Annotated in this window: 23 protein-coding genes; 8 read left to right on the plus strand and 15 right to left on the minus strand. The window is 65.1% G+C overall.

The window, feature by feature from the left end; translation table 11 throughout:
- Positions 1-307: 307 nt before the first annotated feature.
- The 6 genes from DY468_RS13850 (at position 308) to DY468_RS13875 (ending at position 4,791) form a co-directional block, all read left to right on the plus strand.
- On the plus strand, positions 308-661 hold the full coding sequence (locus DY468_RS13850; RefSeq protein ID WP_164605391.1) for a type II toxin-antitoxin system RelB/DinJ family antitoxin: 354 nt from the start codon (positions 308-310) through the stop codon (positions 659-661).
- Between the two features lie 10 nt (positions 662-671).
- A complete protein-coding gene (locus tag DY468_RS13855) occupies positions 672-944 on the plus strand; it encodes a type II toxin-antitoxin system YafQ family toxin (protein WP_164605392.1) in 273 nt (90 codons plus the stop codon).
- 126 nt (positions 945-1,070) lie between these two features.
- Positions 1,071-2,423 (plus strand): lytic murein transglycosylase, encoded by a 1,353-nt coding sequence (locus tag DY468_RS13860; RefSeq protein WP_164605393.1) that lies wholly within the window; start codon positions 1,071-1,073, stop codon positions 2,421-2,423.
- A gap of 414 nt (positions 2,424-2,837) precedes the next feature.
- Positions 2,838-3,146, plus strand: a complete 309-nt coding sequence (pufW, locus tag DY468_RS13865) for a reaction-center light-harvesting complex 1 protein PufW (protein ID WP_164605394.1) — start codon at positions 2,838-2,840, stop codon at positions 3,144-3,146.
- A 233-nt stretch (positions 3,147-3,379) separates the two neighbouring features.
- A complete protein-coding gene (locus DY468_RS13870; protein WP_164605395.1) occupies positions 3,380-4,480 on the plus strand; it encodes an alkene reductase in 1,101 nt (366 codons plus the stop codon).
- Positions 4,481-4,614: 134 nt separating this feature from the next.
- A complete protein-coding gene (locus DY468_RS13875; RefSeq protein ID WP_164605381.1) occupies positions 4,615-4,791 on the plus strand; it encodes a hypothetical protein in 177 nt (58 codons plus the stop codon).
- A 14-nt stretch (positions 4,792-4,805) separates the two neighbouring features.
- Here DY468_RS13875 and DY468_RS13880 read toward each other — a convergent pair whose 3' ends face one another.
- The 13 genes from DY468_RS13880 to DY468_RS13940 all read right to left on the minus strand — a co-directional run bounded on the left by DY468_RS13880 (position 4,806) and on the right by DY468_RS13940 (position 22,044).
- Positions 4,806-6,551: an ABC transporter substrate-binding protein gene (locus tag DY468_RS13880; protein WP_164605422.1), complete on the minus strand. Its 1,746-nt coding sequence runs from the start codon at positions 6,549-6,551 to the stop codon at positions 4,806-4,808.
- 117 nt (positions 6,552-6,668) lie between these two features.
- Positions 6,669-6,995 (minus strand): DUF2160 domain-containing protein, encoded by a 327-nt coding sequence (locus DY468_RS13885; protein WP_164605396.1) that lies wholly within the window; start codon positions 6,993-6,995, stop codon positions 6,669-6,671.
- Between the two features lie 9 nt (positions 6,996-7,004).
- A complete protein-coding gene (locus tag DY468_RS13890; protein ID WP_011159940.1) occupies positions 7,005-7,811 on the minus strand; it encodes a carbohydrate ABC transporter permease in 807 nt (268 codons plus the stop codon).
- A complete protein-coding gene (locus tag DY468_RS13895; protein ID WP_164605397.1) occupies positions 7,811-8,713 on the minus strand; it encodes a carbohydrate ABC transporter permease in 903 nt (300 codons plus the stop codon). Before DY468_RS13895 ends, DY468_RS13890 begins: the two co-directional genes overlap by 1 nt.
- Complete coding sequence (locus DY468_RS13900; protein WP_164605398.1) at positions 8,713-9,813, minus strand: ABC transporter ATP-binding protein; 1,101 nt, start codon at positions 9,811-9,813, stop codon at positions 8,713-8,715. The genes DY468_RS13895 and DY468_RS13900 overlap by 1 nt, the downstream gene beginning before the upstream one ends.
- Positions 9,814-9,825: 12 nt before the next feature.
- Positions 9,826-10,905: an ABC transporter ATP-binding protein gene (locus DY468_RS13905; RefSeq protein WP_013504274.1), complete on the minus strand. Its 1,080-nt coding sequence runs from the start codon at positions 10,903-10,905 to the stop codon at positions 9,826-9,828.
- On the minus strand, positions 10,902-12,437 hold the full coding sequence (gene glpD / locus DY468_RS13910; RefSeq protein ID WP_164605399.1) for a glycerol-3-phosphate dehydrogenase: 1,536 nt from the start codon (positions 12,435-12,437) through the stop codon (positions 10,902-10,904). The genes DY468_RS13905 and glpD overlap by 4 nt, the downstream gene beginning before the upstream one ends.
- Before the next feature lie 195 nt (positions 12,438-12,632).
- Positions 12,633-13,430 carry a DeoR/GlpR family DNA-binding transcription regulator gene (locus DY468_RS13915; protein WP_164605400.1) on the minus strand — a complete coding sequence of 266 codons (798 nt, stop codon included), beginning with the start codon at positions 13,428-13,430 and terminating at the stop codon, positions 12,633-12,635.
- A 269-nt stretch (positions 13,431-13,699) separates the two neighbouring features.
- A complete protein-coding gene (locus DY468_RS13920) occupies positions 13,700-14,317 on the minus strand; it encodes a flavin reductase family protein (RefSeq protein WP_164605401.1) in 618 nt (205 codons plus the stop codon).
- A gap of 17 nt (positions 14,318-14,334) precedes the next feature.
- Positions 14,335-14,949: a TetR/AcrR family transcriptional regulator gene (locus tag DY468_RS13925; RefSeq protein ID WP_164605402.1), complete on the minus strand. Its 615-nt coding sequence runs from the start codon at positions 14,947-14,949 to the stop codon at positions 14,335-14,337.
- Between the two features lie 17 nt (positions 14,950-14,966).
- Positions 14,967-18,101, minus strand: coding sequence for an efflux RND transporter permease subunit (locus tag DY468_RS13930; RefSeq protein ID WP_164605403.1), 3,135 nt, complete (start codon positions 18,099-18,101; stop codon positions 14,967-14,969).
- A gap of 21 nt (positions 18,102-18,122) precedes the next feature.
- Positions 18,123-19,229, minus strand: coding sequence for an efflux RND transporter periplasmic adaptor subunit (locus DY468_RS13935; protein WP_164605404.1), 1,107 nt, complete (start codon positions 19,227-19,229; stop codon positions 18,123-18,125).
- Between the two features lie 193 nt (positions 19,230-19,422).
- On the minus strand, positions 19,423-22,044 hold the full coding sequence (locus DY468_RS13940; protein ID WP_164605405.1) for a hybrid sensor histidine kinase/response regulator: 2,622 nt from the start codon (positions 22,042-22,044) through the stop codon (positions 19,423-19,425).
- 389 nt (positions 22,045-22,433) lie between these two features.
- Between DY468_RS13940 and DY468_RS13945 the strand changes: the two genes are divergently transcribed.
- Positions 22,434-22,649, plus strand: a complete 216-nt coding sequence (locus tag DY468_RS13945; RefSeq protein WP_164605406.1) for a CsbD family protein — start codon at positions 22,434-22,436, stop codon at positions 22,647-22,649.
- 138 nt (positions 22,650-22,787) lie between these two features.
- Here DY468_RS13945 and ggt read toward each other — a convergent pair whose 3' ends face one another.
- Complete coding sequence (ggt, locus tag DY468_RS13950) at positions 22,788-24,374, minus strand: gamma-glutamyltransferase (RefSeq protein WP_164605407.1); 1,587 nt, start codon at positions 24,372-24,374, stop codon at positions 22,788-22,790.
- 248 nt (positions 24,375-24,622) lie between these two features.
- Here ggt and DY468_RS13955 point away from each other — a divergent pair, with 248 nt between their 5' ends.
- Positions 24,623-24,838 (plus strand): SlyX family protein, encoded by a 216-nt coding sequence (locus DY468_RS13955; protein ID WP_164605408.1) that lies wholly within the window; start codon positions 24,623-24,625, stop codon positions 24,836-24,838.
- A gap of 165 nt (positions 24,839-25,003) precedes the next feature.
- On the opposite strand, the gene DY468_RS13960 is transcribed toward DY468_RS13955, so the two are convergent.
- Entirely contained in the window at positions 25,004-26,542 is a 1,539-nt protein-coding gene (locus tag DY468_RS13960; protein WP_164605409.1) for a class I adenylate-forming enzyme family protein, read from the minus strand.
- Positions 26,543-26,580: the final 38 nt, after the last annotated feature.

Below are 26,580 nucleotides of genomic sequence, written 5' to 3' on the forward strand. Positions count from 1 at the left end.
AGAAAAGGCTTTCATGAAAACCTCAATTCACCAGACGGTCTTTATCGCTCCTCCACCGCCCCGCTCAGCGTGGCGCTCGGTTCATAGCTATCTGAGCTTCGATTAGTTCATCGCCACACTGAAGGCTTCGGCAAGGGTGTCGGAGCGAGCGAGCGCCGAAGCTTCACCGCACCTCGTATACGATCAAAGTATCGTCAATCGCGACCGGTGTAGCGGGTGAACACGCGGCGGGCCAGCAGCTTTGCACTTAGCAACGCACGGGAATTGTGAAGCTGGCCAGCGTAACGCAAACGTGTTACAGTGAAGTATGGCGGCGAAGACGCAGACCAAGACACCCCGTTCACCCGCGAAGCGGGACGCGAAGACAGCGGGCAAGACGGCTGCCCGTAAGCCGGTCAAGAGCGGCTACATCAACGCGCGTGTCGAGCCGAAGCTGAAGAAAAGCGCCGAGGCCGTGCTCGACAAGATCGGGCTGTCGACCACCGACGCGGTGACGATGTTTCTCAAACAGGTCGTCGCCCATAAGGGCATGCCGTTTCCGGTGAAGATTCCGAACAAGGAGACCATACGCGCCCTACGTGACGCCGAACGCGGGCGGGTCACGCGGTTCAGCGGCACGACCGAAGAGTTCTTCGCCCACCTGGACAAGACAACCCGCTGAACGGGGTGTCATGAAGGAGCTGGACCATACTGGCTCGTTCAAACGCGACTACAAGCGGATCAAGAAGCGTGGTTACGACCTGTCGAAGTTGGCGGCGGTGATCGAGCTTCTGCGACGGGACATACCTCTGCCCGCCTCCAATCGGCCTCACGCCCTCAAAGGAAGGTGGCGGGGCTTTCTGGAATGTCACGTCGAGCCGGATTGGCTGCTGATCTATCAGACCGACGCACACAGCGTGCTCCTGGCCCGAACCGGCACCCACTCCGACCTGTTCGACCAGTGACCGCCGCGTGACCTCTTCGGTGCGTCCTTGCCGGGCTTGACCCGGCACCCCATCCCGCCAAGACTCCTCCTCTGATTTGATGGATCGCCGGGTCGAAGCCCGGCGATGACGTTTGGGGAGACGGAAATGCGACGGCTCAAGGCGACGGCGAGACATTTGCGGACATCCGTTGGCGCGACGGCCGCGGTCGTAGCTCTCGCGGCGGCCGCCTCTCTCGGCGCCTCCCCCGCCCTCGCCCAGCGCGGCGCCTCGTGCCACGGCGGGCAGAGCTTTCCGCAGTTCCTCGCGGGCCTGAAACAGAAAGCCGTTGCGGCCGGCGTGTCACAGCAGGCGATCGCCGAGGCGTCGCCGTATCTCGTGTACGACCAGGGCATCGTCAATCGCGACCGCGGGCAGCGGGTGTTCGGACAGATCTTCACCGTGTTCGCCGGACGGATGGCCTCCGAAGGACGGCGCGTCAAAGGCCAGCAATTGATCAGGCAATACGCGAACGCGTTCGCGCGGGCCGAAAAGGAATACGGCGTGCCGCCGGCGGTGATCGCCGCATTCTGGGCGCTGGAGAGCGATTTCGGTGCGGTGCAGGGCAATCTGCCGACGCTGCGCTCGCTGGTGTCGCTGGCCTATGACTGCCGCCGCTCCGAAATGTTCCAGGACGAGACCATCGCGGCGCTGAAGATCATCGATCGCGGCGACCTGACGCCGGGCGAGATGATCGGCTCCTGGGCCGGCGAACTCGGCCAGACCCAATTCCTGCCGCGGCATTATTTCGACTACGCGGTCGACTACGACGGCGACGGCCACCGCGACCTGCTGCACAGCGCGCCCGACGTGATCGGCTCGACCGCCAACTACATCGCCACCGGGCTGAAGTGGCGGCGCGGCGAGCCGTGGTTGCAGGAGGTGCGCGTGCCGGAGAACCTGCCGTGGGATCAGGCGGATCTCACCGTGAAGCATCCGCGCTCGCAATGGGCGCAGTGGGGTGTGACCGCGGCGGACGGACGGCCGCTCTCGAACGACGCGCTGCCCGCGTCGCTGCTGCTGCCTATGGGGCGGCACGGCCCGGCGTTCCTGGCTTACGCGAACTTCGCCGCCTACACCGAGTGGAACAACTCGCTGATCTATTCGACCACCGCGGCCTATCTCGCCACCCGGATCGCCGGAGCCGGGCCGATGCAGAAGCCGCGCGCCGCGGTCGCGCAGCTGTCGTTCAACGAGATGAAGCAGTTGCAGCAGCTTCTGGTGCGCGCCGGTTTCGACGTCGGCAAGGTCGACGGCGTGCTCGGTCAGCAGACCCGGAGCGCCGTGAAGGCGATGCAGCTCAAATACGGCCTGCCGGCGGATTCCTGGCCGACCGCCGAACTGCTCGCCCGGATGGGCGGCAGCGCGGCGGCCCCGTCGACCGCCGCCGAGCCTTCCAGCGAGGCGACCAGCGAGCGGCGGCGTGTCAGACGCGCCCGGCCGGCCGCGCCGGCGCAATAGCGAACGTCCGTCCCGCGCGCTTCAACTTCAGCCGATGCGGCGCAACAACCCGCTGCTGGAATGATGGGCGTCACCCGAAAGTCTAACGGGCTCGGCAGGTATCCCGCGAGGAGACGTCTCGCTCACCGGCGGTTGATCAATGCCGGACTACTCATCGGCTGATTGAAGAATTTCGGTATTTGGATGCCACTCAACACAGCCAGATACCTCTCCGTGCTCGCCCGTCTTCGGCTCAACTGAGAAGCAGTTTCTGCGCTCGATCAACATCGTGTGCAGCGTGACAAAGTATCCTGTTGCCGCTGAATAGGCGCCTTCCCATAGTCCGCGCCTTTAAAGACATAGGACATCCTCCCTATTCGGGCGCTCCCCGCGCCTGCTTATGGCGAAGATCGTCCAACCAAACAGGAAGTTGGAATGATGTTGCTCTTGGTCCTCACCGCAATCGCCTTCGTCGCCACCGCCGTGGTGGCGCGCGTGCTGGCCGCCTCTGCGCCGGAAGGCAAATTGTACTGCCAGGCAGCCGGCGCTGCCTCGATGGTGGTCGGGCCGTTCATCACGCTGATCGCCGCCTTCGTTCTCGGCAAGGTCGGAATCGGCGGCGAAGTGCTCGACGCCACCGCGATGCTGCGGGTCGCTGCGCTGCCGGCGTTCGGGACGCTGTTCGTCGGCCCGGTGGTGTTCTGGTTCTTCCGCCGCCAGCGCCGCCCGGTCGTGGCCGCCTGAGCGCCACGCACCCGTAACCACCGGTTCGGCGGCGATCCGACGCCGCCGAACAAAGGCCCGCAAAGTTCGTCCTCCCGTAACGGCATTTGCGGGCAGAATTCTTCCGTATCATCACGGATTTCGGCGCCGCGTTTTTCAATTTCATGCGGACGCATCTATTTTTCGGTCCGGCCATTGTGTTTCCGGTTCCGCGCCCCAAGTTCCTGGCATCCGCAACTGTCCAGGACCGCCTCATGTCGAATTCCAAGCTGTTCGAGCCCTACACGCTCGGTGCGATCCCGCTCGCCAACCGCATCGTGATGGCGCCGCTGACCCGCAACCGGGCCGTGCCGGATGGACTGGTTCCCAGCCCGCTCGCCGCCGAATATTACGGCCAGCGCGCCAGCGCCGGGCTGCTGATCACCGAGGCCAGCCAGGTGTCGCAGCAGGGCCAGGGCTATCAGGACACGCCCGGCATCTATTCGGACGCGCAGGTCGCGGGCTGGAAGACGGTCACCAACGAGGTGCACAAGCGCGGCGGCAAGATCTTCATCCAGCTCTGGCACGTCGGCCGCATCTCGCATGTCGACCTGCAGCCGAACCACGGCGCGCCGGTCGCACCGTCCGCGATCCGTGCCAATACCAAGACCTTCGTGGGCGGCAAGTTCGCCGACGTCTCCGAGCCGCGGGCGCTGGAGCTGTCTGAAATTCCCGGCATCATCGAGGACTTCCGGAAAGCAGCGGCGAATGCCGTCAAGGCCGGCTTCGACGGCGTCGAGATCCATGGCGCCAACGGCTATCTGCTCGACCAGTTCGCCCGCGACAGCTCCAACAAGCGCACCGACGAGTACGGCGGCTCGATCCAGAACCGCGCCCGCCTGATGCTCGAAGTCGCCGCCGCGGTGGCCAAGGAGATCGGCCCCGAGCGCACCGGCATCCGGATTTCGCCGGTGACGCCGGCCAACGACGTCTCGGACTCCAACCCGCAGGCGCTGTTCGACTACATCGTCGACGAACTCGACAAGCTCAAGCTGGTCTACATCCACGTCATCGAGGGCGCCACCGGCGGCCCGCGCGACAACGCAACGTTCGACTACGCATCCTTGCGCAAGCGCTTCAGCGGCACCTACATCGCCAACAACGCCTATGACCGCGCGCTCGCCGACAAGCAGCTCGATGCGAACGCCGCCGACCTGATCGCCTTCGGCAAGCCGTTCATCTCCAACCCCGACCTGGTCGAGCGCCTCAAGCGCAACGCTCCGCTCAACGAGCCCGACAAGTCGACCTTCTACGGCGGCGGCGCCAAGGGCTACACCGACTATCCCACGCTGGAGTCGGCGCAGGCGGCGCAGTAAGCGCCCAGCCCCACGCACGGTCATTCCGGGGCACGCGCAATGCGCGTGAACCCGGAATCCCGAGATGTTCTGCACCTTCCGACGTTTCCACAATGTCGAGATTCCGGGTTCGCTCGCTCCGCGAGCGCCCCGGAATGACGTGGAAAGACAATGCAAAACAAAAAAGGCCGGGATTGCTCCCGGCCTTTCGATTTTGCAGAGACCTCATCCTGAAGAGCCCGGCGCGGCCGGGCGTCTCGAAGGATGATGCGGCGAACACCTTGCGTGTCGCCTCATGGTTCGAGACGGCGCTGCGCGCCTCCTCACCATGAGGCTTCGCGATTGCTTACTTGGCTTCCGCGCGCTTCGGCGGGGTCGCCGGCCAGGACTTGATCAGGGTGTCGTAGTCGATCGTTTCACCCTTCGGCTTCTCGTTCGCCAGCTTGCGCTGCGGCGCGATGTTGCCGTCCTTGGCCGATTTCTCGTACCAGTACTCGGCGGTCTCCTTCTTGTTCAGCTTCGGACCGCATTCGCCCTGCACCTTCGACTTCTCGAGGCGTTCGAGCACCGAGTCCTGCGCCGCGGCCAGCGAGTCCATCGCCTGCTGCGGAGTTTTCGCACCGGACGACGCGTCGCCGATGTTCTGCCACCACAGCTGCGCCAGCTTCGGATAGTCCGGGATGTTGTTGCCGGTCGGCGACCACTGCACGCGGGCCGGCGAGCGATAGAACTCGATCAGGCCGCCGAGCTTCGGCGCACGTTCGGTGAACGACTTGTCCCAGATGTCGCTCTCACGGATGAAGGTGAGACCGACATGGCTCTTCTTCAAGCTGACAGTCTTGGAGGTGATGAACTGCAGATACAGCCAGGCGGCCTTGCGGCGGTCTGCCGGGGTCGACTTCAGAAGCGTGGCCGAGCCCACGTCCTGATAGCCGAGCTTCATGCCTTCCTTCCAGTAGGCGCCATGCGGCGACGGCGCCATGCGCCACTTCGGCGTGCCGTCGGCATTCATCACCGGCAGGCCCGGCTTCACCATGTCGGCGGTGAAGGCGGTGTACCAGAAGATCTGCTGGGCGACGTTGCCCTGCGCCGGCACCGGGCCAGACTCCGAGAAGGTCATGCCCTGCGCCTGCGGCGGCGCATACTTCTTCATCCAGTCGAGATACTTGACGATCGAATACACCGCGGCCGGACCGTTGGTGTCACCGCCGCGCTCGATCGACGAGCCGACCGGACGGCAGCCTTCCATGCGGATGCCCCATTCGTCGACCGGCAGACCGTTCGGCAGGCCCTTGTCGCCGTTGCCGGCCATCGACAGCCAGGCGTCGGTGAAGCGCCAGCCGAGCGACGGGTCCTTCTTGCCGTAGTCCATGTGGCCATAGACTTTGACGCCGTTGATTTCCTTGATGTCGTTGGTGAAGAACTCGGCGATGTCCTCATAGGCCGACCAGTTCACCGGAACGCCGAGGTCGTAGCCGTACTTCGCCTTGAACTTGGCCTTGTAGTCCGGATTGGTGAACCAGTCGTAGCGGAACCAGTACAGGTTGGCGAACTGCTGATCCGGCAACTGGTACATCTTCTTGTCGGGCGCCGTGGTGAACGACGTGCCGATGAAGTCGCCGACATCGAGCATCGGATCGGTGACGTCCTTGCCCTCGCCGGTCATGTAGTCGGACAGCGCGACCGTCTGGTTGTAGCGGAAGTGGGTGCCGATCAGGTCCGAGTCGTTGATCCAGCCGTCATAGACGTTCTTGCCGGACTGCATCTGGGTCTGCAGCTTCTCGACGACGTCGCCTTCCTGGATCAAATCGTGCTTCAGCTTGATGCCGGTGATCTCGCTGAACGCCTTGGCGAGTGTCTTGGATTCGTATTCGTGCGTCGTCAGGGTTTCGGAGACGACGTTGATCTCCATGCCCTTGAACGGCTCGGCCGCCTTGGCGAACCACTGCAGCTCCTTGAGCTGATCCTCCTTGGACAGCGTCGAGGGCTGGAATTCCTCGTCGATCCACTTCTTCAGCACCGCGTCGTCGGCGGCGCGCGCCGGCGCCGCCAGCGTCACCGACGCCGCGACGAGCGCGGCGACGCTCGCCATCGCCATCAGGCGCCTTCTGCTCGGGTGGGGATTTCGTCCGATCATTGTTGGTTTCCTCCGTTGCACCACACTATTCAGGCCCGGGTTGATCCCGGATCTGGTCCTCGTTCGCCGGGGTCAGACGGTGCGGAAAATCGCAGCGGCAGAAACCAGCGACAGCCCCGTGGCGAGCCAGAGGCTCGACACTTCGACTCCCTCTCCGATCGGCAGCGTCGCGATCGGATCACTCCCGACCAGCGCGATCCAGACCAGATGGATCACCGCGGCCAGGATCAGCGAAATGAACAGCCGGTCGCCGCGCGTGGTCGGGATCCGCAGGATTCCGACGCGTTCGACCTCGGGATCGACCACTGCCAGCCAGGTCATGGTCGCGAGCGTGCCGGCGAGCGCGATGAAGAAGATCGCGGTCGGCCAGGTCCACGCCATCCAGGCGAAGGAGTCCATCATCGCCTCCTAGACCCGGCCGAGCGCGAAGCCGCGCGCGATGTAGTTGCGAACGAACCAGATCACCAGTGCGCCGGGGATGATGGTGAGGACGCCGGCGGCGGCGAGCAGCCCCCAGTCCATGCCGGCGGCCGACACGGTGCGGGTCATCACCGCCGAGATCGGCTTGGCGTTGACCGACGTCAGCGTCCGGGCCAGCAGCAGTTCGACCCAGGAGAACATGAAGCAGAAGAACGCCGCGACGCCGATGCCGCTGGCGATCAGCGGCATCAGGATCTTCACGAAGAACCGCGGGAACGAGTAGCCGTCGAGGAACGCGGTCTCGTCGATCTCCTTCGGCACGCCGGACACGAAGCCTTCGAGGATCCACACCGCCAGCGGCACGTTGAACAGACAATGCGCCAGCGCCACCGCCCACGGCGTATCGAACAGGTTCAGCGCCGAATACAGATTGAAGAACGGCAGCGCATAGACCGCGGCCGGCGCCATCCGGTTCGACAGCAGCCAGAAGAACAGGTGCTTGTCGCCCAGGAAGCGATAGCGCGAGAACGCATACGCAGCCGGCAGCGCGAACGAGATCGACAGCACAGTGTTGATGACGACGTATTGCAGCGAGTTGATGTAGCCCGAATACCAGCTCGGATCGGTGAAGATCGTGCGGTAGTTCTCCAGCGTCGGCTGGTGCGGCCACAGCGTCATGGTCGAGACGATTTCGCCGTTGGTCTTGAAGCTCATATTGACGAGCCAGTAGATCGGCAACATCAGGAACAGCAGATACAGCGCCATGACGATGCGGCGGCCGGGGATCGAATGCATCACACGCTCCCTTCGGCCGGCCGTCGCTCGGCGCCGGCATTGGTCATCACGGTATAGAACACCCAGCACACGATGATGATGATCAGGTTGTAGACGATCGACAGCGCCGCGGCCTTGCCGAGGTCGAACTGGCCGAGCGCGATCTTGACCAGCTCGATCGAGATGAAGGTGGTCGAGTTGCCCGGCCCGCCGCCGGTAACGACGAACGGCTCGGTGTAGATCATGAAGCTGTCCATGAACCGCAGCAGCACGGCGATCAGCAGCACCCGATGCATCTTCGGCAGCTGGATCGCCTTGAACACCGCCCAGCGCGAGGCGCCGTCGATCTGCGCCGCCTGATAATACGCATCCGGAATCGACTTCAGACCGGCGTAGCAGAGCAGCGCCACCAGACTGGTCCAGTGCCAGACGTCCATCACCACCACCGTGGCCCAGGCATCGAACTCGTTGGAGACGTAGTTGTAATTGAAGCCGAGATGATTGAGCGTGTAGCCCATCAGGCCGATGTCGGGGCGGCCGAAGATCTGCCAGATGGTGCCGACCACGTTCCACGGGATCAACAGCGGCAGCGCCATGATCACCAGGCAGAACGCCACCGACCAGCCATGGCGCGGCATCGCCAGCGCCACCACGATGCCGAGCGGCACCTCGATCGCCAGGATGATCGCCGAGAACGCCAGATTGCGCCACAGCGAGGCGAAGAACCGGCCGCCGAGATCGGACGACGGATCGAGCAGCTCCTTGAACCAGCCGACCCCGTTCCAGAAGAACTGGTTGTTGCCGAAAGTGTCCTGCACCGAGTAGTTCACCACCGTCATCAACGGAAGGATCGCCGAGAACGCCACGATGGCGAACACCGGCAGCACCAGGAACCAGGCTTTCTGGTTGACGACCTTGTCCATCAGGCGACCTGCTCCAGTGAGCTGCCTTCGACGATTTCGCTGTCGGCATAGACGTGGATGCGCGACGGCTCGAACCGCAAGGCGACCTCGTCGCCGCTCGGCGAGAAGCCGTCCGGCACGCGCGCGGCGAATTTGACGTCGCCAACCCGCACCGAGGCGAAGCGGATGCGGCCGAGATCGTCGATCCGTTCGATGCGGCCGGTCACCAGGCCAGGGGCGCTCGCAGCGACGTGGACGAACTCGGGACGGACGCCGATCTCGATCTTGCCGGCGGGCAGTTTGTCGTAGCTGCGCGCCAGCGGCACGCGATGACCGGCGACCAGCGCCTCGCGGCCCTTCACCTCGGCCGGCACGACGTTCATGCCGGGCGAGCCGATGAAATAGCCGACGAAGGTGTGGGCGGGGCGTTCGAACAGTTCTTCCGGCGTGCCGCTCTGCACCACGCGGCCGTCGTGCATCACCACCACGGTGTCGGCGAAGGTCAGCGCCTCGGTCTGGTCGTGGGTGACGTAGATCATCGTCAGATCCAGCGCACGGTGCAGCGCTTTGAGCTTGCTACGCAGCTCCCACTTCAGATGCGGATCGATCACCGTCAGCGGCTCGTCGAACAGGATCGCGGCGACGTCGTTGCGGACGAGCCCCCGGCCGAGCGAGATCTTCTGCTTGGCATCGGCGGTCAGCCGCGTCGCCTTGCGGTTGAGGTTCGGCGTCAGGTCCAGAAGATCGGCGATCTCGGCGACGCGCTTGGCGATGTCCGCCTTCGGCACGCCGCGGTTCTTCAGCGGAAACGCCAGATTCTCCCGCACCGTCATGGTGTCGTAGATCACCGGAAACTGGAACACCTGCGCGATGTTGCGGTCGCGGGTGGAGAGCTCGGTGACGTCCCGGCCGTCGAACAGGATCTTGCCGCGCGACGGCGTGACGATGCCCGAGATGATGTTGAGCAGCGTGGTCTTGCCGCAGCCGGACGGGCCGAGCAGCGCATAGGCGCCGCCCTGCCGCCAGGTCATCGACACCGGCTTCAGCGCATAGGCCTGCGGCGGCAGGTCGTCACCGACCAGATAGGAGTGAGCAAGATCGACGAGATCGATGCGCGCCATCGGGCTGTCCCCTCAGATCGGCTTCGGCGCGGCGACGAGGCGATCGGCCGCGTCGAACACGAACAGATTGGCGGGGTCGAGGATGGCGTCGAGCGTCTGGCCCGGCTCGTACTCGTGGATGCCGTGCAGCACCGCGACCCAGTAATCGTCGCCACGCTTCAGATGCACGAAACTCTCAGAACCGGTGATCTCGGTCACCGCCACGGTGGCCCGGAACGCGTGGCGATCCGGATCGACGCCCTTCACCGCGATCTGATGAGCGCGGAAGCCGACCCGGTAGGCACCATCGGACAGCCCGGTGAACACGCCGGTCGCCGGCGCAGTCACGCCGCCGGAGTAATGCACGGTGCCGGCCTTCTTCTCGGCGCCGACGATGTTCAGCGGCGGATCGGAGAACACCTGCGCCACCCGCATCGTGTCGGGCTGGCGGTAGACCTGCGGGGTCGGCCCGACCTGCAGCGCCTGACCTTCCCACATGCAGATCGTCCGACCGCCGAGCAGCAGCGCCTCGGACGGCTCGGTGGTCGCATAGACGAAGATCGCGCCGGACGCCTCGAAGATCCTGGGCAGTTCGGTGCGCAGCTCCTCGCGCAGCTTGTAGTCGAGGTTGGCGAGCGGTTCGTCGAGCAGCACCAGATCGGCGCCCTTGACCAGCGCCCGGGCGATCGCGGTGCGCTGCTGCTGCCCGCCGGAGAGCTGCAGCGGGGTACGCTGGAGATACGGCTCGAGCTTCAAGAGCTTGGCCGCCTCCTGCACGCGCTGCTCGATCTCGGCGCGCGGCTTGCGCTGCACCCGCAGCGGCGAGGCGATGTTCTCGTACACGGTCAGCGACGGGTAGTTGATGAACTGCTGATACACCATCGCCACCGAACGGGATCGGACGTCGGCACCGGTGACGTCCTTGCCGTCGACCAGCACGCGCCCGGAGGTCGGCTTGTCGAGGCCGGCGAGCAGCCGCATGATCGAGGTCTTGCCGGACAGCGTCGGCCCGAGCAGCACGCTCAGCGTGCCGCGCTCCAGCGTCAGCGACACGTCGCGGATCGCCGGCATCCCGTCGATCGTCCGCGTGACATTCTCCAGGCTGACGCTCATGCCGACGCTCCTGCCTGTGTCTGGGGCTTCTCGGCGGCGCGATGGACGGTCAACCACTCGTCGAGCGCGGCGACAGCGTCAGGCGTCAGTCGCAACCCGAGCTTGGATCTCCGCCAGACGATGTCCTCTGCGCTGCAGGCCCACTCACGGCTCATCAGATAGCGAACCTCGACCTCCGTCAACGTAGCTCCGAAGTCCCGGCCGAGATCGGCCGCCGACTTGGCCGTGCCAAGTATCTGGCGCGCCCGGGTGCCGTAGGCATGCACCAGGCGCGAGGCGTGGGCGGAGGACAGGAACGGGTAGTCCCGCAGCAGATCGCCGATCAATGCCGGCGCGCCGTCGATCGGAAAATCGCCGCCCGGCAGCGGTTGATGCGCGGTCCAGCCTTGATCGGCGGCGCCGCCCTTCAGATATGGCGACAGCTTTTCCAGCGCCTCTTCGGCGAGCCGGCGATAGGTGGTGATCTTGCCGCCGTAGATCGACAGCAGCGGCGCGCCGCCGGGCGTGTCGAGTTCGAACACGTAGTCGCGGGTCGCGGCCTTGGCCTCGCTGGCGCCGTCGTCGTACAGCGGCCTCACGCCCGAAAACGTCCACACCACATCGGCCGGCGTCACCGCCTTGGCGAAATAGCCACTGACGGCCTTGCACAGATAGTCGATCTCTTCCGGCGTCGCTTTCACCTGCGACGGATCGCCGTGATAGTCGCGATCGGTGGTGCCGATCAGGGTGAAGTCGCCCTGATACGGAATCGCGAACACGATGCGGCCGTCGGCGTTCTGGAAGATGTAGGCGCGGTCGTGGTCGTAGAGCTTGCGGGTGACGATGTGCGAGCCCTGCACCAGCCGCACCTTGTAGCGTGCATCGACTCCGGCGCCGGCGGCGAGCACGCCCTCGACCCACGGCCCCGCGGCATTGACCAATGCCCGAGCCTGGATCTTGCTGCGGGTGCAGCTTCCCTCGTGCTGCAGCGTCACTTCCCAGATGCCGCCCTCCTGGCGCACGTCCACTGCGCGGGTGCGGGTGCAGATCTCGGCTCCGCGCTCGGCGGCATCGCGCGCGGTGAGCACCACCAGCCGCGCATCGTCGACGAAGCAATCGGAATACTCGAAGCCCTTGCTGTAGCGGCCGGGGATCAGCGGCTTGCCGACTTCGTCATGCGCCAGATCGACCGAACGGGTCGGCGGCAGCAGCTTCCGGCCGCCGAGATAGTCGTACAGGAACAACCCGAGCCGCAGCCGCCAGGCGGGACGCAAGCCGTCGTGATGCGGCAGCACGAAGCGCAGCGGCCCGATGATGTGCGGCGCGATCTGCCACAGCCGCTCGCGCTCGATCAGCGCTTCGCGCACCAGGCGAAACTCGAAATATTCGAGATAGCGCAGCCCGCCATGGATCAGCTTGGTCGACCACGACGAGGTGCCGCTGGCGAGGTCGTTCATCTCGCACAGGAACACGGAATTGCCCCGGCCCGCCGCATCGCGCGCGATGCCGCAGCCGTTGATCCCGCCCCCAATGATCGCGAGGTCGTACACCATCCCCACCGACGCTCCTCACTGCACCGCAGCATTTTGCTGCAATGCACTTTCGCTTCTGTCGCTTTACGCTGGAAAGCGAATAAAGCACAAACCAAAACGAAAGCAACTGCGATCTGCAAAAGCATCGCGTTTCCAGGCGCGAAATCGCGCCCAGAGGCTGGGAGACAGGCACAACTGACGCTGTGGAGAGGCGGTTCAGGCCGCGGATTCGTCGAGGTCCGGTTTCGCCGGGCCGGCTTCGATTACCTCGATACCATTCGCATCGCAGATCGCCTGCAACGACGGCGGCAACGCCCGGTCGGTAACGAAGGTCTGGATCTGGCTGAGATCGGCGATCCGCACCGGCGCGTTGCGCTCCAGCTTGGTCGAATCCGCCACCAGCATCACGCTGCGCGCATTGGCGATGATTGCCTGCGAGGCTTGGACTTCGCGATAGTCGAAATCGAGCAGCGCGCCCTCTTCGTCGATCGCCGAAGCGCCGATGATCGCGTAATCGACCTTGAACTGGCCGATCAGGCTGGTGGCGGTGGAGCCGATCACCGCACCATCGGCCCGCCGCACGGTGCCGCCGGCGACGATCACCTCGATCCGCGGATGCCGGTACAGCAGCATCGCGACGTTGAGATTGTTGGTGATCACCAAAAGATCCTGGTGCGCCGACAGCGCGCTGGCGACCTCTTCGGTGGTGGTGCCGATGTTGATGAACAGCGAGCAGCCGTTGGGAATCCGCGCCGCCGCCGCGGCCCCGATCGCCTTTTTCTCTTCTGCGGCGACGAAGCGGCGCGCCTCATAGGCGAGATTGGCGACGCCCGAAGCGATGATCGCGCCGCCATGGATTCGCGTCAGCGAGCGCTGGTCGCACAGATCGTTGAGATCCTTGCGAATGGTTTGCGCCGACACTTCAAAGCGCCGCACCAGATCCTCGACCATCACCCGGCCCGAGGCCCGGGCGATATTGAGGATTTCAGACTGACGATGGGTCAGAGCCGTCACGCACGCACCTTGCAACGTTGATGCGCCATGGTGCGGCTGTTCGCCCGTCAGGTCAACGCGCGGCGCGAGACGGCTGCGCTCCGCAACACGCACGGCCTCATGGTGAGGAGGCGCGAAGCGCCGTCTCGAACCATGGCTGCTGGTACTGCGCGGCCCACCCTTCGAGACGCCCGGCTGCGCCGGGCTCCTCAGGGTGAGGACTCAGTGACCGCAGCAAGGCCGCATGACGGGCCAAAACGGAGGCGACGGCCGTTTGGACTCACAAGCCGCTATGCCGGCCGCACCATCTCGAACATCGCGTCGGGGCGGATTTCGAAATAGTCGCCGCGCCGGCCGGCGCGCACGATCGGCCGCGCCGCGGCGGTCTGATAGACGCCGTCCTCGATCAGGCGCTTGTCGATGTGCACCATCACCACCTCGCCGATCGTCAGCCAGGCGTCGACCTCGACGCCATCGGCGCCCTTGAGCCGGACGATTTCCGACAGCTTGCATTCGAACGACACCGGGCTCTCGGCGACCCGCGGCGGCTTCACCAGTTCGCTCTTCAGCTTGGTGAGATGGCCGAGCGCGAATTCGTCGACCTCGTGCGGCACGCTGGCCGAAGTCGCGTTCATCGCCTGCGCCAGATCCATCGTCACCAGATTCCAGACGAACTCGCCGGTGCGCTGGATGTTGGCGACGGTGTCCTTCCAGGTGGTGGAGGAGAAACCGATCAGCGGCGGGTGGTAGTTGAAGGCATTGAAGAAGCTGTAGGGCGCCAGGTTGACGCGGCCATCGGCATCGCAGGACGAAATCCAGCCGATCGGCCGCGGCGCAATGATCGCGTTGAACGGGTCGTGCTTGAGGCCGTGGCCCTTGGCCGGCTGGTAGGAATGCAGATCAGTCACGCGGGATGTCCTTGTTGTTATTGCGCGTCGGCGCGTCGGCCGGCGCCGAGCGCCGCCAGCACGAAATCGATCATGTCCTCGAGGGTCGGGCGATCCTTGGCAAAGCTCTGCGCGATCATCTGCGGGTGAAAGAACCGGACCATGGCGGCGCAGGTGCAGCTCGCCGCCTGCGGCACGTCGGCGACCTTGAACTCGCCGCTCGCCACGCCCTGGACGATCACCTCGCCAATGGTGCCGGTGATGAACTCCATATGGGCGATGCAGACGTCCCAATTCTCTTCCATCGCGATCGCCACCATCTCGTGCAGCTTGGCATCGCCGATGTAGCGCTCGCAGTTCATCCGGTGCACGGTGGTGAGCAGATCGCGCAGCCGCTGCAGGGCGGGACCGGGCGCGTGGACGATCGCGATCGCCGCCTGCTCGACCTCCGCCATCAGGTGCCGCGCCACGCCCTTGTGGATCGCCTTCTTCGAATCAAAGAAGCGATAGACGTTGGCGGGGCTCATCTGCAGCAGCTTGGCGATGTCGGCCACCGTGGTCTTCTGGTAGCCGATCTCACGGAACAGCCGTTCGGCCACCACCAGGATGCGGTGCCGCATGTCGGCTTCGGTATTTTCAGTCAGAAGAGTCATCACGTCCAGATATTCAATTATTCCGCCGCAGCGGCAAGCGGAAAGCTCCGCTGCCGATCAGCGCCATGCTGCGGTGCAAGGTCGACATCCCCAGCGCCACGCTCGTCCAAGCTGTTACGGAACCACAGCGCATATAGTCCCGGCAGATAGAACAGCGTCAGGAATGTGGCGACGAACAGGCCGCCCATGATGGTGATCGCCATCGGGCCCCAGAACGCCGAGCGCGACAGCGGGATCATCGCCAGGATCGCCGCCAGCGCGGTCAGCACCACCGGACGCGCCCGTCGCACCGTGGCCTCGACGATCGCCTCGCGCCGGGTCGAGCCATGCGCGACGTCGCTCTCGATCTGGTCGACCAAAATCACCGCATTGCGCATGATCATGCCGGCGAGCGCGATCAGCCCGAGCAGCGCCACGAAGCCGAACGGCGCCGAGGCGACGTTGAGGCCGAGCGAGGCTCCGACGATGCCGAGCGGCGCCGTGAGGAACACCAGCAGCAACCGTGAAAAGCTCTGCAACTGGATCATCAGCAGCGCCAGCATGACGATCACCATCACCGGAAACAGGATGAAGATCGACGCATTGCCCTTGGCCGATTCTTCGATCGCACCGCCGGTCTCGATCCGGTAGGCCGGCTGCAGATTGGCGCGGATACTCTCGAGCTGCGGCCAGATCGCATTGGTGACGTCCGGCGCCTGTACGCCGTCGACGACATCGCCGCGCACGGTGATCGCCATGTCGCGATTGCGCCGCCACAGGATCGGCTCCTCGTGCGAAGACTCGACCTTGGCGACCTGCGACAGCGGCACCGCCATGCCGTTGCGCGCCATGATGGTGAGTTCGCCGATCCGGGCGAGATCGAGCCGCTCGTTCGGCACCGCGCGTGCGACCACGCCGATCTTTTCGACGCCGTCACGCACGGTCGTCACTTGCGCACCGGAGATCAGCATCGCCAGCGCCTGCGAGACGTCCTGCGGCGTCAGGCCGAGCGCCCGGGCACGCGACTGATCGACGACGAGCTTGAGATACGGCGACTGCTCGTTCCAATCGAGGTGCGGATCGACCACGTTGGCGTTCTGCTTCACCACGTCCCGGACCTGATAGGCGATCTCGCGGACTTTCGCGGTATCCGGCCCAATCACCCGGAACTGCACCGGGAAGCCGACCGGCGGGCCGAAGTTGAAGCGGTCGACACGCACCCGCGCCGCCGCGAGCCGGCCGTTATGCGCGGCCTGCTCGATCCGCGTCTTGATCCGCTCGCGCGCCGCGACGTCCTTGGCGACGATCACGATCTCGGCGAAGGATTCGGTCGGAAGCTGCGGATTGAGTCCGAGCCAGAACCGCGGGGAGCCCTTGCCGACGTAAGCCGTGTAGGTCGCGATATCGCCGTCGTCCTTGAGCAGCGTCTCGGCTTCCTTCACCGACTTCATGGTGACGTCGAAGGCGGTGCCTTCGGGCAGACGCAGTTGCAGGAACAGTTCGGGCCGTTCCGACAGCGGGAAGAACTGCTGCTGCACGTGGCCGAAGCCGACCACCGCGGCGATGAAGATGCCGACCGTGGCCGTCACCACCGTGCCGCGCCAGCGCACGCACCACGTCACCGCGGCGCGCAGCGTCCGATAGATCCGGCTGTGATACACCTCGTCCGGATTATGGCCCTTCTTGCCGGCGAAGTCCGGCAGCAGCTTGACGCCGATATACGGCGTGAAGATCACCGCGACGAACCACGAGGCGATCAGCGCGATCGCCACGATCCAGAAAATGCCGCCGGCATATTCGCCGACGCCGGAATTCGCGAAGCCGATCGGCAGGAAGCCGGCCGCGGTGACCAGCGTGCCGGTCAGCATCGGAAACGCCGTCGACTCCCAGGCGAACGACGCCGCCTTGGCGCGATCCCAGCCCTGCTCCATCTTCACCACCATCATCTCCACCGCGATGATGGCGTCGTCGACCAGCAGGCCGAGCGCGATGATCAGCGCGCCGAGCGTGATCCGGTGCAGATCGAGCGACATCGCGTTCATGACGATGAAGACGATCGCGAGCACCAGCGGCACCGACAGCGCCACCACGATGCCGGTGCGCCAACCGAGCGCCAGGAACGAGACGAAAAGCACGATCACCAGCGCCTCGACGAACGAGCGCATGAATTCTCCGACCGCGTGTTTCACCACTTCGGGCTGATCGGCGATCTGCTCGATGTCGATGCCCTGCGGCACGTCGGCCATGAACGACGCGGTCGCCGCACCGACCTGCTCGCCGAGCTGCAGGATGTTGGCGCCCTTGGCGGTGACGACGCCGATCCCGATCGCCGGCTTGCCCTTCTGCCGCACCTGATAGTCGGTCGGATCGACATAGCCGTGGTGGATGTCGGCGACATCGCCGAGCCGGAACACCCGGCCGCCACTCTCGACCGGGGTCTCGGCGACCGCTTGCGCGCCGTCGAGCGCTCCGGTGACGCGCAGCGGCACGCGCTGCGACGAGGTCTCGACCGTGCCGGCCGGCACCACCGCGTTCTGCTTGGCAAGCGAGTCGAAGATCGCCTGCGGCGTCAGCCCGAGCGTCGCCAGCTTGGCGTGCGAGAACTCGACATAGATCTTCTCGTCCTGCGTGCCGTAGATGTTGACCTTGGTCACGCCCGCGACTTTGAGCAGCCGCTGGCGAAGGCCCTCGGCGGCCTTCTTGAGCTGCGCGTAGCTCGCGCCGTCGCCGGTCATCATGTAGAGGATCGAGTCGACGTCGCCGTACTCGTCGTTGATCGACGGACCGATCAGATTGCTCGGCAGTTGCGGTGCGACGTCCCACAGCTTCTTGCGCAGCAGATAGAATAGGTGCGGCACTTCGGACGGCGGCGTCGAGTCGCGGAACGTCACCTGCATGGCGGTGAACGACGCCTTCGAATAGGTCTGCACCTTCTCGAAATACGGCAGTTCCTGCAGCTTCTTCTCGATCGGGTCGGCGACCTGTTCCTGCATCTCCTTGGCGGTGGCGCCGGGCCAGATCGCCGATACCACCGCGACCTTGACGGTGAACGACGGATCCTCGCCGCGACCGAGCCGCTGATACGAATAGATGCCGGTGAAGCCGAGCGCGCAGATCAGAAACAGGATCAGCGCCGGATGTCGGACCGCCCAGGCCGACAGATTGAAACGCATCGCCGCACTCCCCAGCGCAGATCAGAACGTCAGAGCCGACACCACCCGCACTTTTTCGGCCGGATCGAGTTTCTGCACACCGAGCGTGACGACCTGCTCGCCTTCGGCGACACCGTCGGTGATCAGGACGTCTTCGCTTTCATAGGCCTTCACGGCGACCGGCTTCAGCCTCACCCCGCCGGCGGCGTCGACGACATACAGCGACGACTGGCCTCCCTGGTTGAACAGCGCCGACAGCGGCACGCGTGCGACGCGGATCTTGTCCGGATCGGTCAGGGTCAGCGTCGCGGTCATGCCGAGCGCGACGCGCTCATCGGCATCAGGAAGCGAGAACTTGGCCAGGAACGTGCGGGTCGCCGGATCGGCGAGCGGCGCCACCTCGCGCAGCTTGGCGGCGTAGTGCCGGCCGGGCTCGGACCACAGCGTGACATCGGCCAGCCCCTTGGTGGCGCGGGTGATCAGCGTCTCGGGGATCGCCACCACCGCTTCCTTCTCGCCGATCCTGGCAAGCCGGAACGCGGCCTGACCGGCCGCCACCACCTGCCCCGGTTCGACCAGGCTCGCCGCGACGACGCCGCGGCTGTCGGCTTCGAGGGTGGCGTAGGACAGCGCGTTGCGGGTCAGCTCGACCGAGCGCTCGGCGCGGGCGAAGCGGGCGCGGGCTTCATCCGCGGTGGCGCGCGCCTGATCCATCTGGGCTTCGGTCGCCCAGCCCTTGGCACGCAGCTCCCTGGCGCGGTTTTCAGACGCGGTCGCCTGCGCCAGCACGCCCTTGGCGGCGCTGTGTTCGGCGTCGGCCTGCTCGGCCTGCAGCTTCAGATCGGTCTGGTCGAGCACCGCCAGCTTCTGGCCGATCTCCACGGTGTCGCCGACCTCGACGAGCCGCTTGGCCACCTTTCCGGTGACCCGGAAGCCGACGTCGGTCTCGGTGCGCGGCTTGATCGTGCCGACGAAGCTGCGCTCCGGTGCCTGCGGAGCGTAATGCACCGCCGTGACCAGAACCGGGCGTTTCGACTGCTCCTGTTTGGCATCCTTGCCGTCGCAGCCGGCGAGGCCGATCATCGCGACGGCCAGCAGCGCGCCGGCTAACAGCCTGAAAACTCCGTCGAAATGTAAAATCGTCCGCATCGACAGCCTCCCTCTACGCCGGGCAGACTGTCGATTGATCTGTGACGATTGTCAATAATCGTCACAGATCAGGAGTTCGTGAGCTTTCCGGGCTGAGCGCCAGCACACAACATCTGCGGCACCGGTGCGCGACGCGTCTGTCCGCCGCCGACCACAGATGCCGTCGAATTCGAACACGACGATGGATCGAGCTTCAGCTCGCGAGCGTGAAGGCGCCTTCATAGTGACGGCGCAGCTCAAGGAGTTCGGCGGACATTTGCCCCGCGAGCAGATCCAGCGACTCGGTCGAAATCGACGGAGCATCCCGCTCGATCGTTTGGGCAATCTCGGCGATCGCATGGAACCCGAGCGTCCGCGCGCCGCCCTTCATCGAATGGGATTCGACCTCGATCGTCTCGCGATCGATCTGATCGACCCCGCGCCGGAACAGAGCGATCCGCCGCTCGGTCTCGGCGAAGAACAGCGACACCATCTCGGCGACCTGATCGCGGCCGATCTCCTCGGTGAGCTCGGCCAGCGTGTCGAGATCGTTCTGCCGGGCGGCGACGGGTGCCGGCACCGGCAGGGGTGCGCCGCGCAGCGCCCGCAGTACGGCGGCGACCAGCGCCGGCTTGCGCAGCGGCTTGCTCAGGAAGTCGGTCATCCCGGCCTCGCGGCACACTTTGACATCGTCCGGGAATGCATTGGCGGTGAGCGCGATGATCGGCAGCTTGGCGAGCGTGCCACCCTTGCCGCGGATCGCGCGTGTGGCGGCGAGCCCGTCCATATTGGGCATCCGCACGTCCATCAGCACGACGTCAAAATCGCCTTCGGAAGCTGCCCGGACCGCATCGCTGCCGTCGGACACGATGGTGATCTCCGCACCGAATTCCTCCAGCATCTTCATCACCACCATCTGGTTGGTGGTGTCGTCCTCGGCGATCAGCAAACGAAGCGGCCGGCCGAGCAGCACGATCCGGGTGCGCAAATCGTCGCTCCCGAGCCGGTCGAGCCGGTGATCGGCGACCCAGGCGTTGCTCCACGGCAGATCGAGGCTGAATCGGAAGGTCGAGCCTTCGCCTTCGCGCGAGGTCACCGCAATATCGCCGCCCATCTGCTCGACGATCCGCCGGCTGATCGCGAGCCCGAGGCCGGTACCGCCGAACCGCCGATTGATCGAGACGTCGGCCTGAGCGAAATCGGTGAACAGGCTGCCGACACGGTCGGGCGAAATGCCGATTCCGGTATCGGTCACCTGCCACTCGACGGTGGCGTGGCTGTCGTTGCGTTTGACGCACGTCAGCACGATCGCGATCGAGCCGCGCTCGGTGAACTTCACGGCGTTCGAAGCAAGGTTCAGCAGCACCTGGCGGATCCGCGCCGCGTCACCGACCAGCGACGGCGGTAACCGAGGATCGATGTCGATCTTCAGTTCGACGCCCTTGCCCCTGACCTCCGGCTCGATGATCGCGCGCACCGATTCGACCAGCGTCGCCGGCGAGAAATCGGCCTGCTCGAATTCCAGCCGGCCGGATTCGAGCTTGGACAGGTCGAGAATGTCGTTGAGGATGCGCAGCAGATCGTCGCCGGAGTCGCGGATCGTGGTGACTGCCTGATGCTGCTCGGGATCGAGCTTGGTTTCGAGCAGCGAGTTGGCGAGGCCGAGCACGCCGTTCATCGGGGTGCGGATTTCGTGGCTCATCGTCGCCAGGAAGCTGGACTTGGCGCGATTTTCCGCTTCGGCCTGCTCGGCGCGCCAGCGCTCGGTGACGTCGCGGCCGACGCCGCGGTAACCGGCGAACTCGCCGGCCGCATCGACCATCGGCTTGGCGGTGAGCGACCACAGTCGCGGCGAGCCGCCGATCACAACATGCACGACAAAATCGTGCATCGCCTCCCGCTGCGCCATCTTCGCCGCCACGCTCATCGCGCAGCGACCGTCTTCCGGACACAGCATCCCGATCACGTCCGACAGCAATGCGCCGCTCAGCAGCGCGGAGGGCAGTTTCGCGACTTCGACGAACCGTTCCGGCACATGCACCAGCCGGCCTTCGGCGTCGGTCTGCCACAACCAGTCGCTGGCGTTGGCCTGGAAATCCTTGAGCAGCAGCGAGATGATCTCGGTCTGCCGTTCGAGTTCAAACTTCGCGCGCAGGTTCTCGAAGAACATCTCGCCGTGCGAGATCAGGCTGCGCGACATGAACACCGCGTACAGCAGCAGAAACGCGGCGGTGATGCGATAGGCGGTGCCGTCGCTCATCGCCAGCGACAGCGCCGAGCCGACGGCCAGCGCCCATGTGTAGGCGAGGCCCGCGCGCGGCACCGTCGACAGTGTGAACGCGCCGCCCGAGATCATGCCGGCCGCCACGCAAGCCACGATCAACTGTTCGCCGGGCTCTGCGGCGACGAACACCATCACCGGCATCGCACCCCAGATCGTCCCGAGGATCAGCGCGTGCAGCGTCATCCGCCGGATCGCATTCTTGGACGCTTCGAATCGAGGCTCCCGCCTGTTGTCCAGCCAGGACTTCACGGCAGAAGCGGCCGCGAACAAGATCAGCCCCATCCATATCAGTAACTGCGGGCCGGCGCGGTCGTCCCAGAAGGTGAACAGGATCAGCGCCGCGTTGGCGACGTTGATGCTCATCGTCACCGGCGTCAGTCGGGTGACGCTGTCGATTTGCGCGGCTCGAATCCGCCGCATCTCGTGCTCGTCGACGTCGGTCTGCCGCGCCAGAGTGCCGCCGCCGCGCCCGCCGAGCCAGAAGTCGAGCAATGCCGCCCGGTCGGTTCGGGACGCCCAGGCCGTCGTCATTGATTGCCACAGGCCGGACATCTCGAAGCGCTCTCTCGGCCGTCATTCAGATCAGAATCACTGCTCCAAGCACGGCCTCGCGAGGAACAGTTTAGCCGTCCGAGAAGGTCGTGTCTTCCGTCCGAACGACAGCACCGGCGGCAACGATCGATTCGTCGGCCACCGGACAGGTGATAGGCCACCGACCATGCGGCGGGCATGCTTCACGACCGTTAACTCGATCGCCGAAGCTCCAGCTCAATAGCCGCATCGGTTAATAATCCGCGAAATCGACTTACTAACGGTAACAAAGTAGCCACAAAATAAGTCAAAACGCGCATCGGCCAAGATTCGCAACCGACATCCTCAGGGAACATCCGAGGGTCGTCTTCGTTGTCTTAGCGAAAATCACACAACGAAGGAGACACGTGATGGGTAGCACGATGGACAAGATCAAGGGTCAGGCCAACGAACTCGCCGGCAAGGCCAAGCAGGGTATCGGCGAAGCCACCGGCTCCGACAAGCTGCGCGGCGAAGGCGCGATGCAGGAGGCCAAGGGCCATGGTCAGCAGGCGCTCGGCAACGCCAAGGACGCGATCAAGAACGCGGCCGATAAGATCGCCGGCGCAGCGCACAAAAACCTCTGATCAAATCTGAACAGATCGCCTCACCGGAGATCTGCAGGAGCAACAAGACCGGCCCTCGGGCCGGTCTTCGCGCGTCTGACAAACATCTCTTGTCCGCGGCGAGCCGGCGTCGTCTCGACGACGGATGGCAACTGACGGTCAGTAGCCGAGCGCGCAACCGTCCTTGCGCGGGTCGGAGCCGCCGGTGAGCGTGCCTTTGTCCCAATCGATCCAGATACCCTGACCGCCGCCGTGCGGCGTGCCGATCGACGCCACCTTGTGACCAAGCGCCTTGAGGCCCTCGACGGTCTCGGCCGGTACGCCGTCCTCGAGCTGATAGATGTCCTCATAGTGCAGGCCACGCGGCAGATCGATCGCTTCCTGCATATCAAGTCCGTAGTCGAGCACGTTGGTCAGCACGTGGACCTGCCCCACCGGCTGATACTGACCGCCCATGACGCCCCACGACATTCGGGCTCGGCCGTTCTCGGTCGCGAGCGCCGGAATGATGGTGTGGAGCGGGCGCTTCTTCGGCGCGATGCAGTTCGGGTGGCCGGGCTGAATACGGAAGCCGGCGCCGCGGTTTTGCAGCAGTACGCCGGTCTTGTTGGACACGATCGCCGAGCCGAACGAATGCGCGATCGAGTTGATGAACGAGCAGACGTTCCGCTCCTCATCGACCACGGTGATGTACACGGTCGACGGATTCATCGGCGGCGACACCACGGGCAGATCGAGCAGCTTGTCGAGCGCGATCTGGCTGTAATGCTCCTCGGCGAATTCCTTCGCCAGAATACGCAGTACGTCGACATCGACATGCTGCGGGTCGCCGATGTGCTGCTCGCGGATCATGTAGGCGATGCGGGTCGCCTCGGCTTCCAGGTGGAAGCGCTCGACGCTGAGCGGGCCGAACTTACCGAGATCAAACCGGCTGAGAATGTTCAGCATCACCAGCATGGTGATGCCCGGGCCGTTCGGCGGGCACTGCCAGACATCGAGGCCTTTGTAGATCGTGCCGATCGGCGACGTCGTTTCGGTGCAGTGTTCGGCGAAGTCTTCCAGCGTGTGCAGACCGCCGAGCCCGCGCAGCGTCTCGACCATGTCTTCGGCGACCGGTCCCTTGTAGAAGCCATCCGGGCCCTTGTCGGCGATCAGCTTCAGCGTGTTGGCGAGCTCCGGCTGGGTGATCACGTCGCCGGTCTTGGCGGCTTCCCCGTGCGGCAGCAGATAGCGCTCGGTGTTGGCGCCCTTCTTCAGCTTGGCGAAGCCGTTGGCCCAGTCGAACGCGATCCGCGGCGCCACCACGTAGCCTTCCGCCGCGGCCTTGATCGCCGGCTGCAGCACCTTGTCGAGCCCGAACCGGCCGTGATCGCGCAGGATCGTCGCCCAGGCATCGATCGCACCCGGGACCGTCACCGAATGCGGGCTGGTCAGCGGGATCGCGTCGATGCCCTTTTCCAGAAACCACTCGGCTTTGGCGGCCGCCGGAGCCCGGCCCGAGCCGTTATAAGCCGTGATCTTGCCGGTGCCCTTCGGCTGGATCAGCGCGAAGCAGTCGCCGCCGATGCCGGTGGATTGCGGCTCGATCACCGCCAGCAGCGCCGAGGCAGCGATCGCGGCATCGGCCGCGGTACCGCCGGCCTTCAGGATCTCGATCGCGGCCAGCGCCGCCTGCGGGTGCGAGGTCGCGACCATGCCGTTGCGGGCGTGCACGGTGGACCGGCCGGCGAGATGGAAATTCCTCATAGGCACAAGCTCGTTGGGTTGGTTACGCCGCGCTCCGGCGCCAGCCTAGTTGGCATATTCCACGGCCGCCGAGCAATCCTCGCCGCGCCTAGGGCGGGCGACCGTGATTTGCCTGAAAGGGCTGGTTTCCTGCCGACGCACCCGCTGTTAAACCCGCCCGTGCAATGCCGCGCTTCCGCATCCGGGCCGGCGACAACCTGCGTCTTGCCGGCCGTGAGCGGGCAGACCGAGCCGAAATGGAGCGGGCGATGGCCGGCGAGAACGATCTGAACGACCGCGTCGAGGCGCTGGAAGTCCGCCTGGCGTATCAGGACGAGACGATCGAGGCGCTGAACCAGACCGTCACCGCGCAGTGGAAGCAGATCGACGCACTGACCCGGCAGCTCGCCGCACTGAGCGACCGGCTCGATCAGGCCGAGAGCAGCGTCGGAGCACCCGCCAACGAGCGCCCGCCGCATTATTGAGGAGGAGCGCTCGCCCGCTCGAGCGCAAGCCTTTCCACTTGTCATTCCGGGGCGCCGCATAGCGGCGAACCCGGAATCTCTGCGTCGCAACAACCTCGGGATTCCGGGTTCGCTCACTTCGTGAGCGCCCCGGAATGACGTCGGTGAGGCTGAGCGTTGCTTGGTCTACGACGCGGCCTTCACGCCGAGGCGCTGGTCGCGGAGTTCGCGCTTCAGCACCTTGCCGATTGCGCTGCGCGGCAGCGACTCGACCAGCACCACCTCGGCGAGGCGTTGGGTCTTGCCGACCTGACCGTTGGTCCAGCTCTTCAACTCCGCCGGATCGATGCTGTGGCCTGGCCGCGACGCCACGAACGCAACCGGGGTCTCGCCCCATTCTTCCGACGGCATGCCGACGACCGCGACTTCGAGCACGTCAGGATGCTTGGCAACCACGGCTTCGATATCGCTCGGATAGATATTGAAGCCGCCCGAAATGATCATGTCCTTCTTGCGGTCCATCAGGGTGATGAAGCCGTCGGCATCGAACCGGCCGACGTCGCCGCTGCGCACCCAGAGGTTGCCGTCCTTGTCGGTCCAGAAAACCTCGGCGGTCTTCTGCGGCTGATTGAGGTAGCCCTTCATGATGGTGTCGGAGCGGCCGACGATTTCGCCGACTTCACCATTGGGCAGGAAGTTGCCGTCCTCGTCGATCATCCGGATTTCATGACCGGGCCGCGGCTGGCCGACGGTGTGCAGCTTGTTCGGGAATTCGTGGGCGAGCAGCGTGCACGAACCGCCGCCCTCGGTCATGCCGTAGTACTCGGTCAGACCACCGGGCCAACGCTTGAGGATGTCGGCCTTCAATTCCGGCGCGAACGGCGCGGACGTGCAGAACTTCATCTGGAAGGACGACAGGTCGAACTGCCCGAACTCCGGCAGCGCCATGATTCGGCGATACTGCACCGGCACCAGCATCGCGTGGGTCACGCGGAGCTTCTGCGCCAAGTCCAGGAAACCGCGGGCGTCGAACTTCTTCATCAGCACCACGGTGCCGCCGCCGGCGAGGGTCGGATTGAAGCAGACCAGCGTGGTGTTGGAATAGAGCGGCGTCGACAACAGCGTGACCGCGTCGGGGCCGTAGCCCATCGGATCGAGCTGGCCGTATTGCAGCCAGCGCATCTGATGGCTGTGGACGATACCCTTCGGCGTGCCGGTGGTGCCGGACGAATAGATGATGTTGAACACCCACTCCGGATCGATCGTCACCGGCGCGGGCTTGGTACCTTCCGGCGCCAGCCAGCGCGTGAACGCTTCGCCGCTGGTGCCGTCGTCGAACGCCACGCGCTTCACCGCGGCGTCGATTTCGGCGTCCTTCATCGCATTGGCGGCGAAGTCGTCGGTGAACAGGATCTTGGCGGCGGAGTCCCGCACCATCGCGGAGAAATCCTTGGCGGTCGACGACGGCGCCAAGGGCGCCACCGCGATGCCGGCGCGCAGCGCGCCGAGGAAGGTCGCCGCATATTCGATCGAGGACAGCGCGCAAATCGAAATGGTGTCGGTCGGCTTCAGACCATCGCGCTGCAAAGTCGCGGCGATGCGATCGATCAGCGCATCGAATTCCGCGTAGCGCAATTGCCGTTCCCCGTCGATCACCGCGATCCGGTCCGGCCGCGCCTGCGCGGTGTCGCGGACCAGGGCGGGAAGAGTGATGAAGTCGGGCATTTCGGTCTCCACGTTTCTTGGTTATCGAGTTCGAACAG

Source organism: Rhodopseudomonas sp. BR0M22 (genome assembly GCF_010907035.1).
Classification (GTDB): Bacteria; Pseudomonadota; Alphaproteobacteria; order Rhizobiales; family Xanthobacteraceae; genus Rhodopseudomonas.

Coding starts and splice junctions, on each gene's coding strand:
- DY468_RS13895 (WP_164605397.1), bottom strand. CDS start 8,713: ATGGACAAGGTCGTCAACCAGAAAGCCTGGTTCCTGGTGCTGCCGGTG.
- DY468_RS13870 (WP_164605395.1), top strand. CDS start 3,380: ATGTCGAATTCCAAGCTGTTCGAGCCCTACACGCTCGGTGCGATCCCG.
- DY468_RS13940 (WP_164605405.1), bottom strand. CDS start 22,044: ATGTCCGGCCTGTGGCAATCAATGACGACGGCCTGGGCGTCCCGAACC.
- DY468_RS13935 (WP_164605404.1), bottom strand. CDS start 19,229: ATGCGGACGATTTTACATTTCGACGGAGTTTTCAGGCTGTTAGCCGGC.
- DY468_RS13880 (WP_164605422.1), bottom strand. CDS start 6,551: ATGGCGAGCGTCGCCGCGCTCGTCGCGGCGTCGGTGACGCTGGCGGCG.
- DY468_RS13885 (WP_164605396.1), bottom strand. CDS start 6,995: ATGGACTCCTTCGCCTGGATGGCGTGGACCTGGCCGACCGCGATCTTC.
- DY468_RS13890 (WP_011159940.1), bottom strand. CDS start 7,811: ATGCATTCGATCCCCGGCCGCCGCATCGTCATGGCGCTGTATCTGCTG.
- DY468_RS13855 (WP_164605392.1), top strand. CDS start 672: ATGAAGGAGCTGGACCATACTGGCTCGTTCAAACGCGACTACAAGCGG.
- ggt (WP_164605407.1), bottom strand. CDS start 24,374: ATGAGGAATTTCCATCTCGCCGGCCGGTCCACCGTGCACGCCCGCAAC.
- pufW (WP_164605394.1), top strand. CDS start 2,838: ATGATGTTGCTCTTGGTCCTCACCGCAATCGCCTTCGTCGCCACCGCC.
- DY468_RS13960 (WP_164605409.1), bottom strand. CDS start 26,542: ATGCCCGACTTCATCACTCTTCCCGCCCTGGTCCGCGACACCGCGCAG.
- DY468_RS13925 (WP_164605402.1), bottom strand. CDS start 14,949: ATGACTCTTCTGACTGAAAATACCGAAGCCGACATGCGGCACCGCATC.
- DY468_RS13900 (WP_164605398.1), bottom strand. CDS start 9,813: ATGGCGCGCATCGATCTCGTCGATCTTGCTCACTCCTATCTGGTCGGT.
- glpD (WP_164605399.1), bottom strand. CDS start 12,437: ATGGTGTACGACCTCGCGATCATTGGGGGCGGGATCAACGGCTGCGGC.
- DY468_RS13945 (WP_164605406.1), top strand. CDS start 22,434: ATGGGTAGCACGATGGACAAGATCAAGGGTCAGGCCAACGAACTCGCC.
- DY468_RS13860 (WP_164605393.1), top strand. CDS start 1,071: ATGCGACGGCTCAAGGCGACGGCGAGACATTTGCGGACATCCGTTGGC.
- DY468_RS13850 (WP_164605391.1), top strand. CDS start 308: ATGGCGGCGAAGACGCAGACCAAGACACCCCGTTCACCCGCGAAGCGG.
- DY468_RS13875 (WP_164605381.1), top strand. CDS start 4,615: ATGACGTGGAAAGACAATGCAAAACAAAAAAGGCCGGGATTGCTCCCG.
- DY468_RS13930 (WP_164605403.1), bottom strand. CDS start 18,101: ATGCGTTTCAATCTGTCGGCCTGGGCGGTCCGACATCCGGCGCTGATC.
- DY468_RS13955 (WP_164605408.1), top strand. CDS start 24,623: ATGGCCGGCGAGAACGATCTGAACGACCGCGTCGAGGCGCTGGAAGTC.
- DY468_RS13905 (WP_013504274.1), bottom strand. CDS start 10,905: ATGAGCGTCAGCCTGGAGAATGTCACGCGGACGATCGACGGGATGCCG.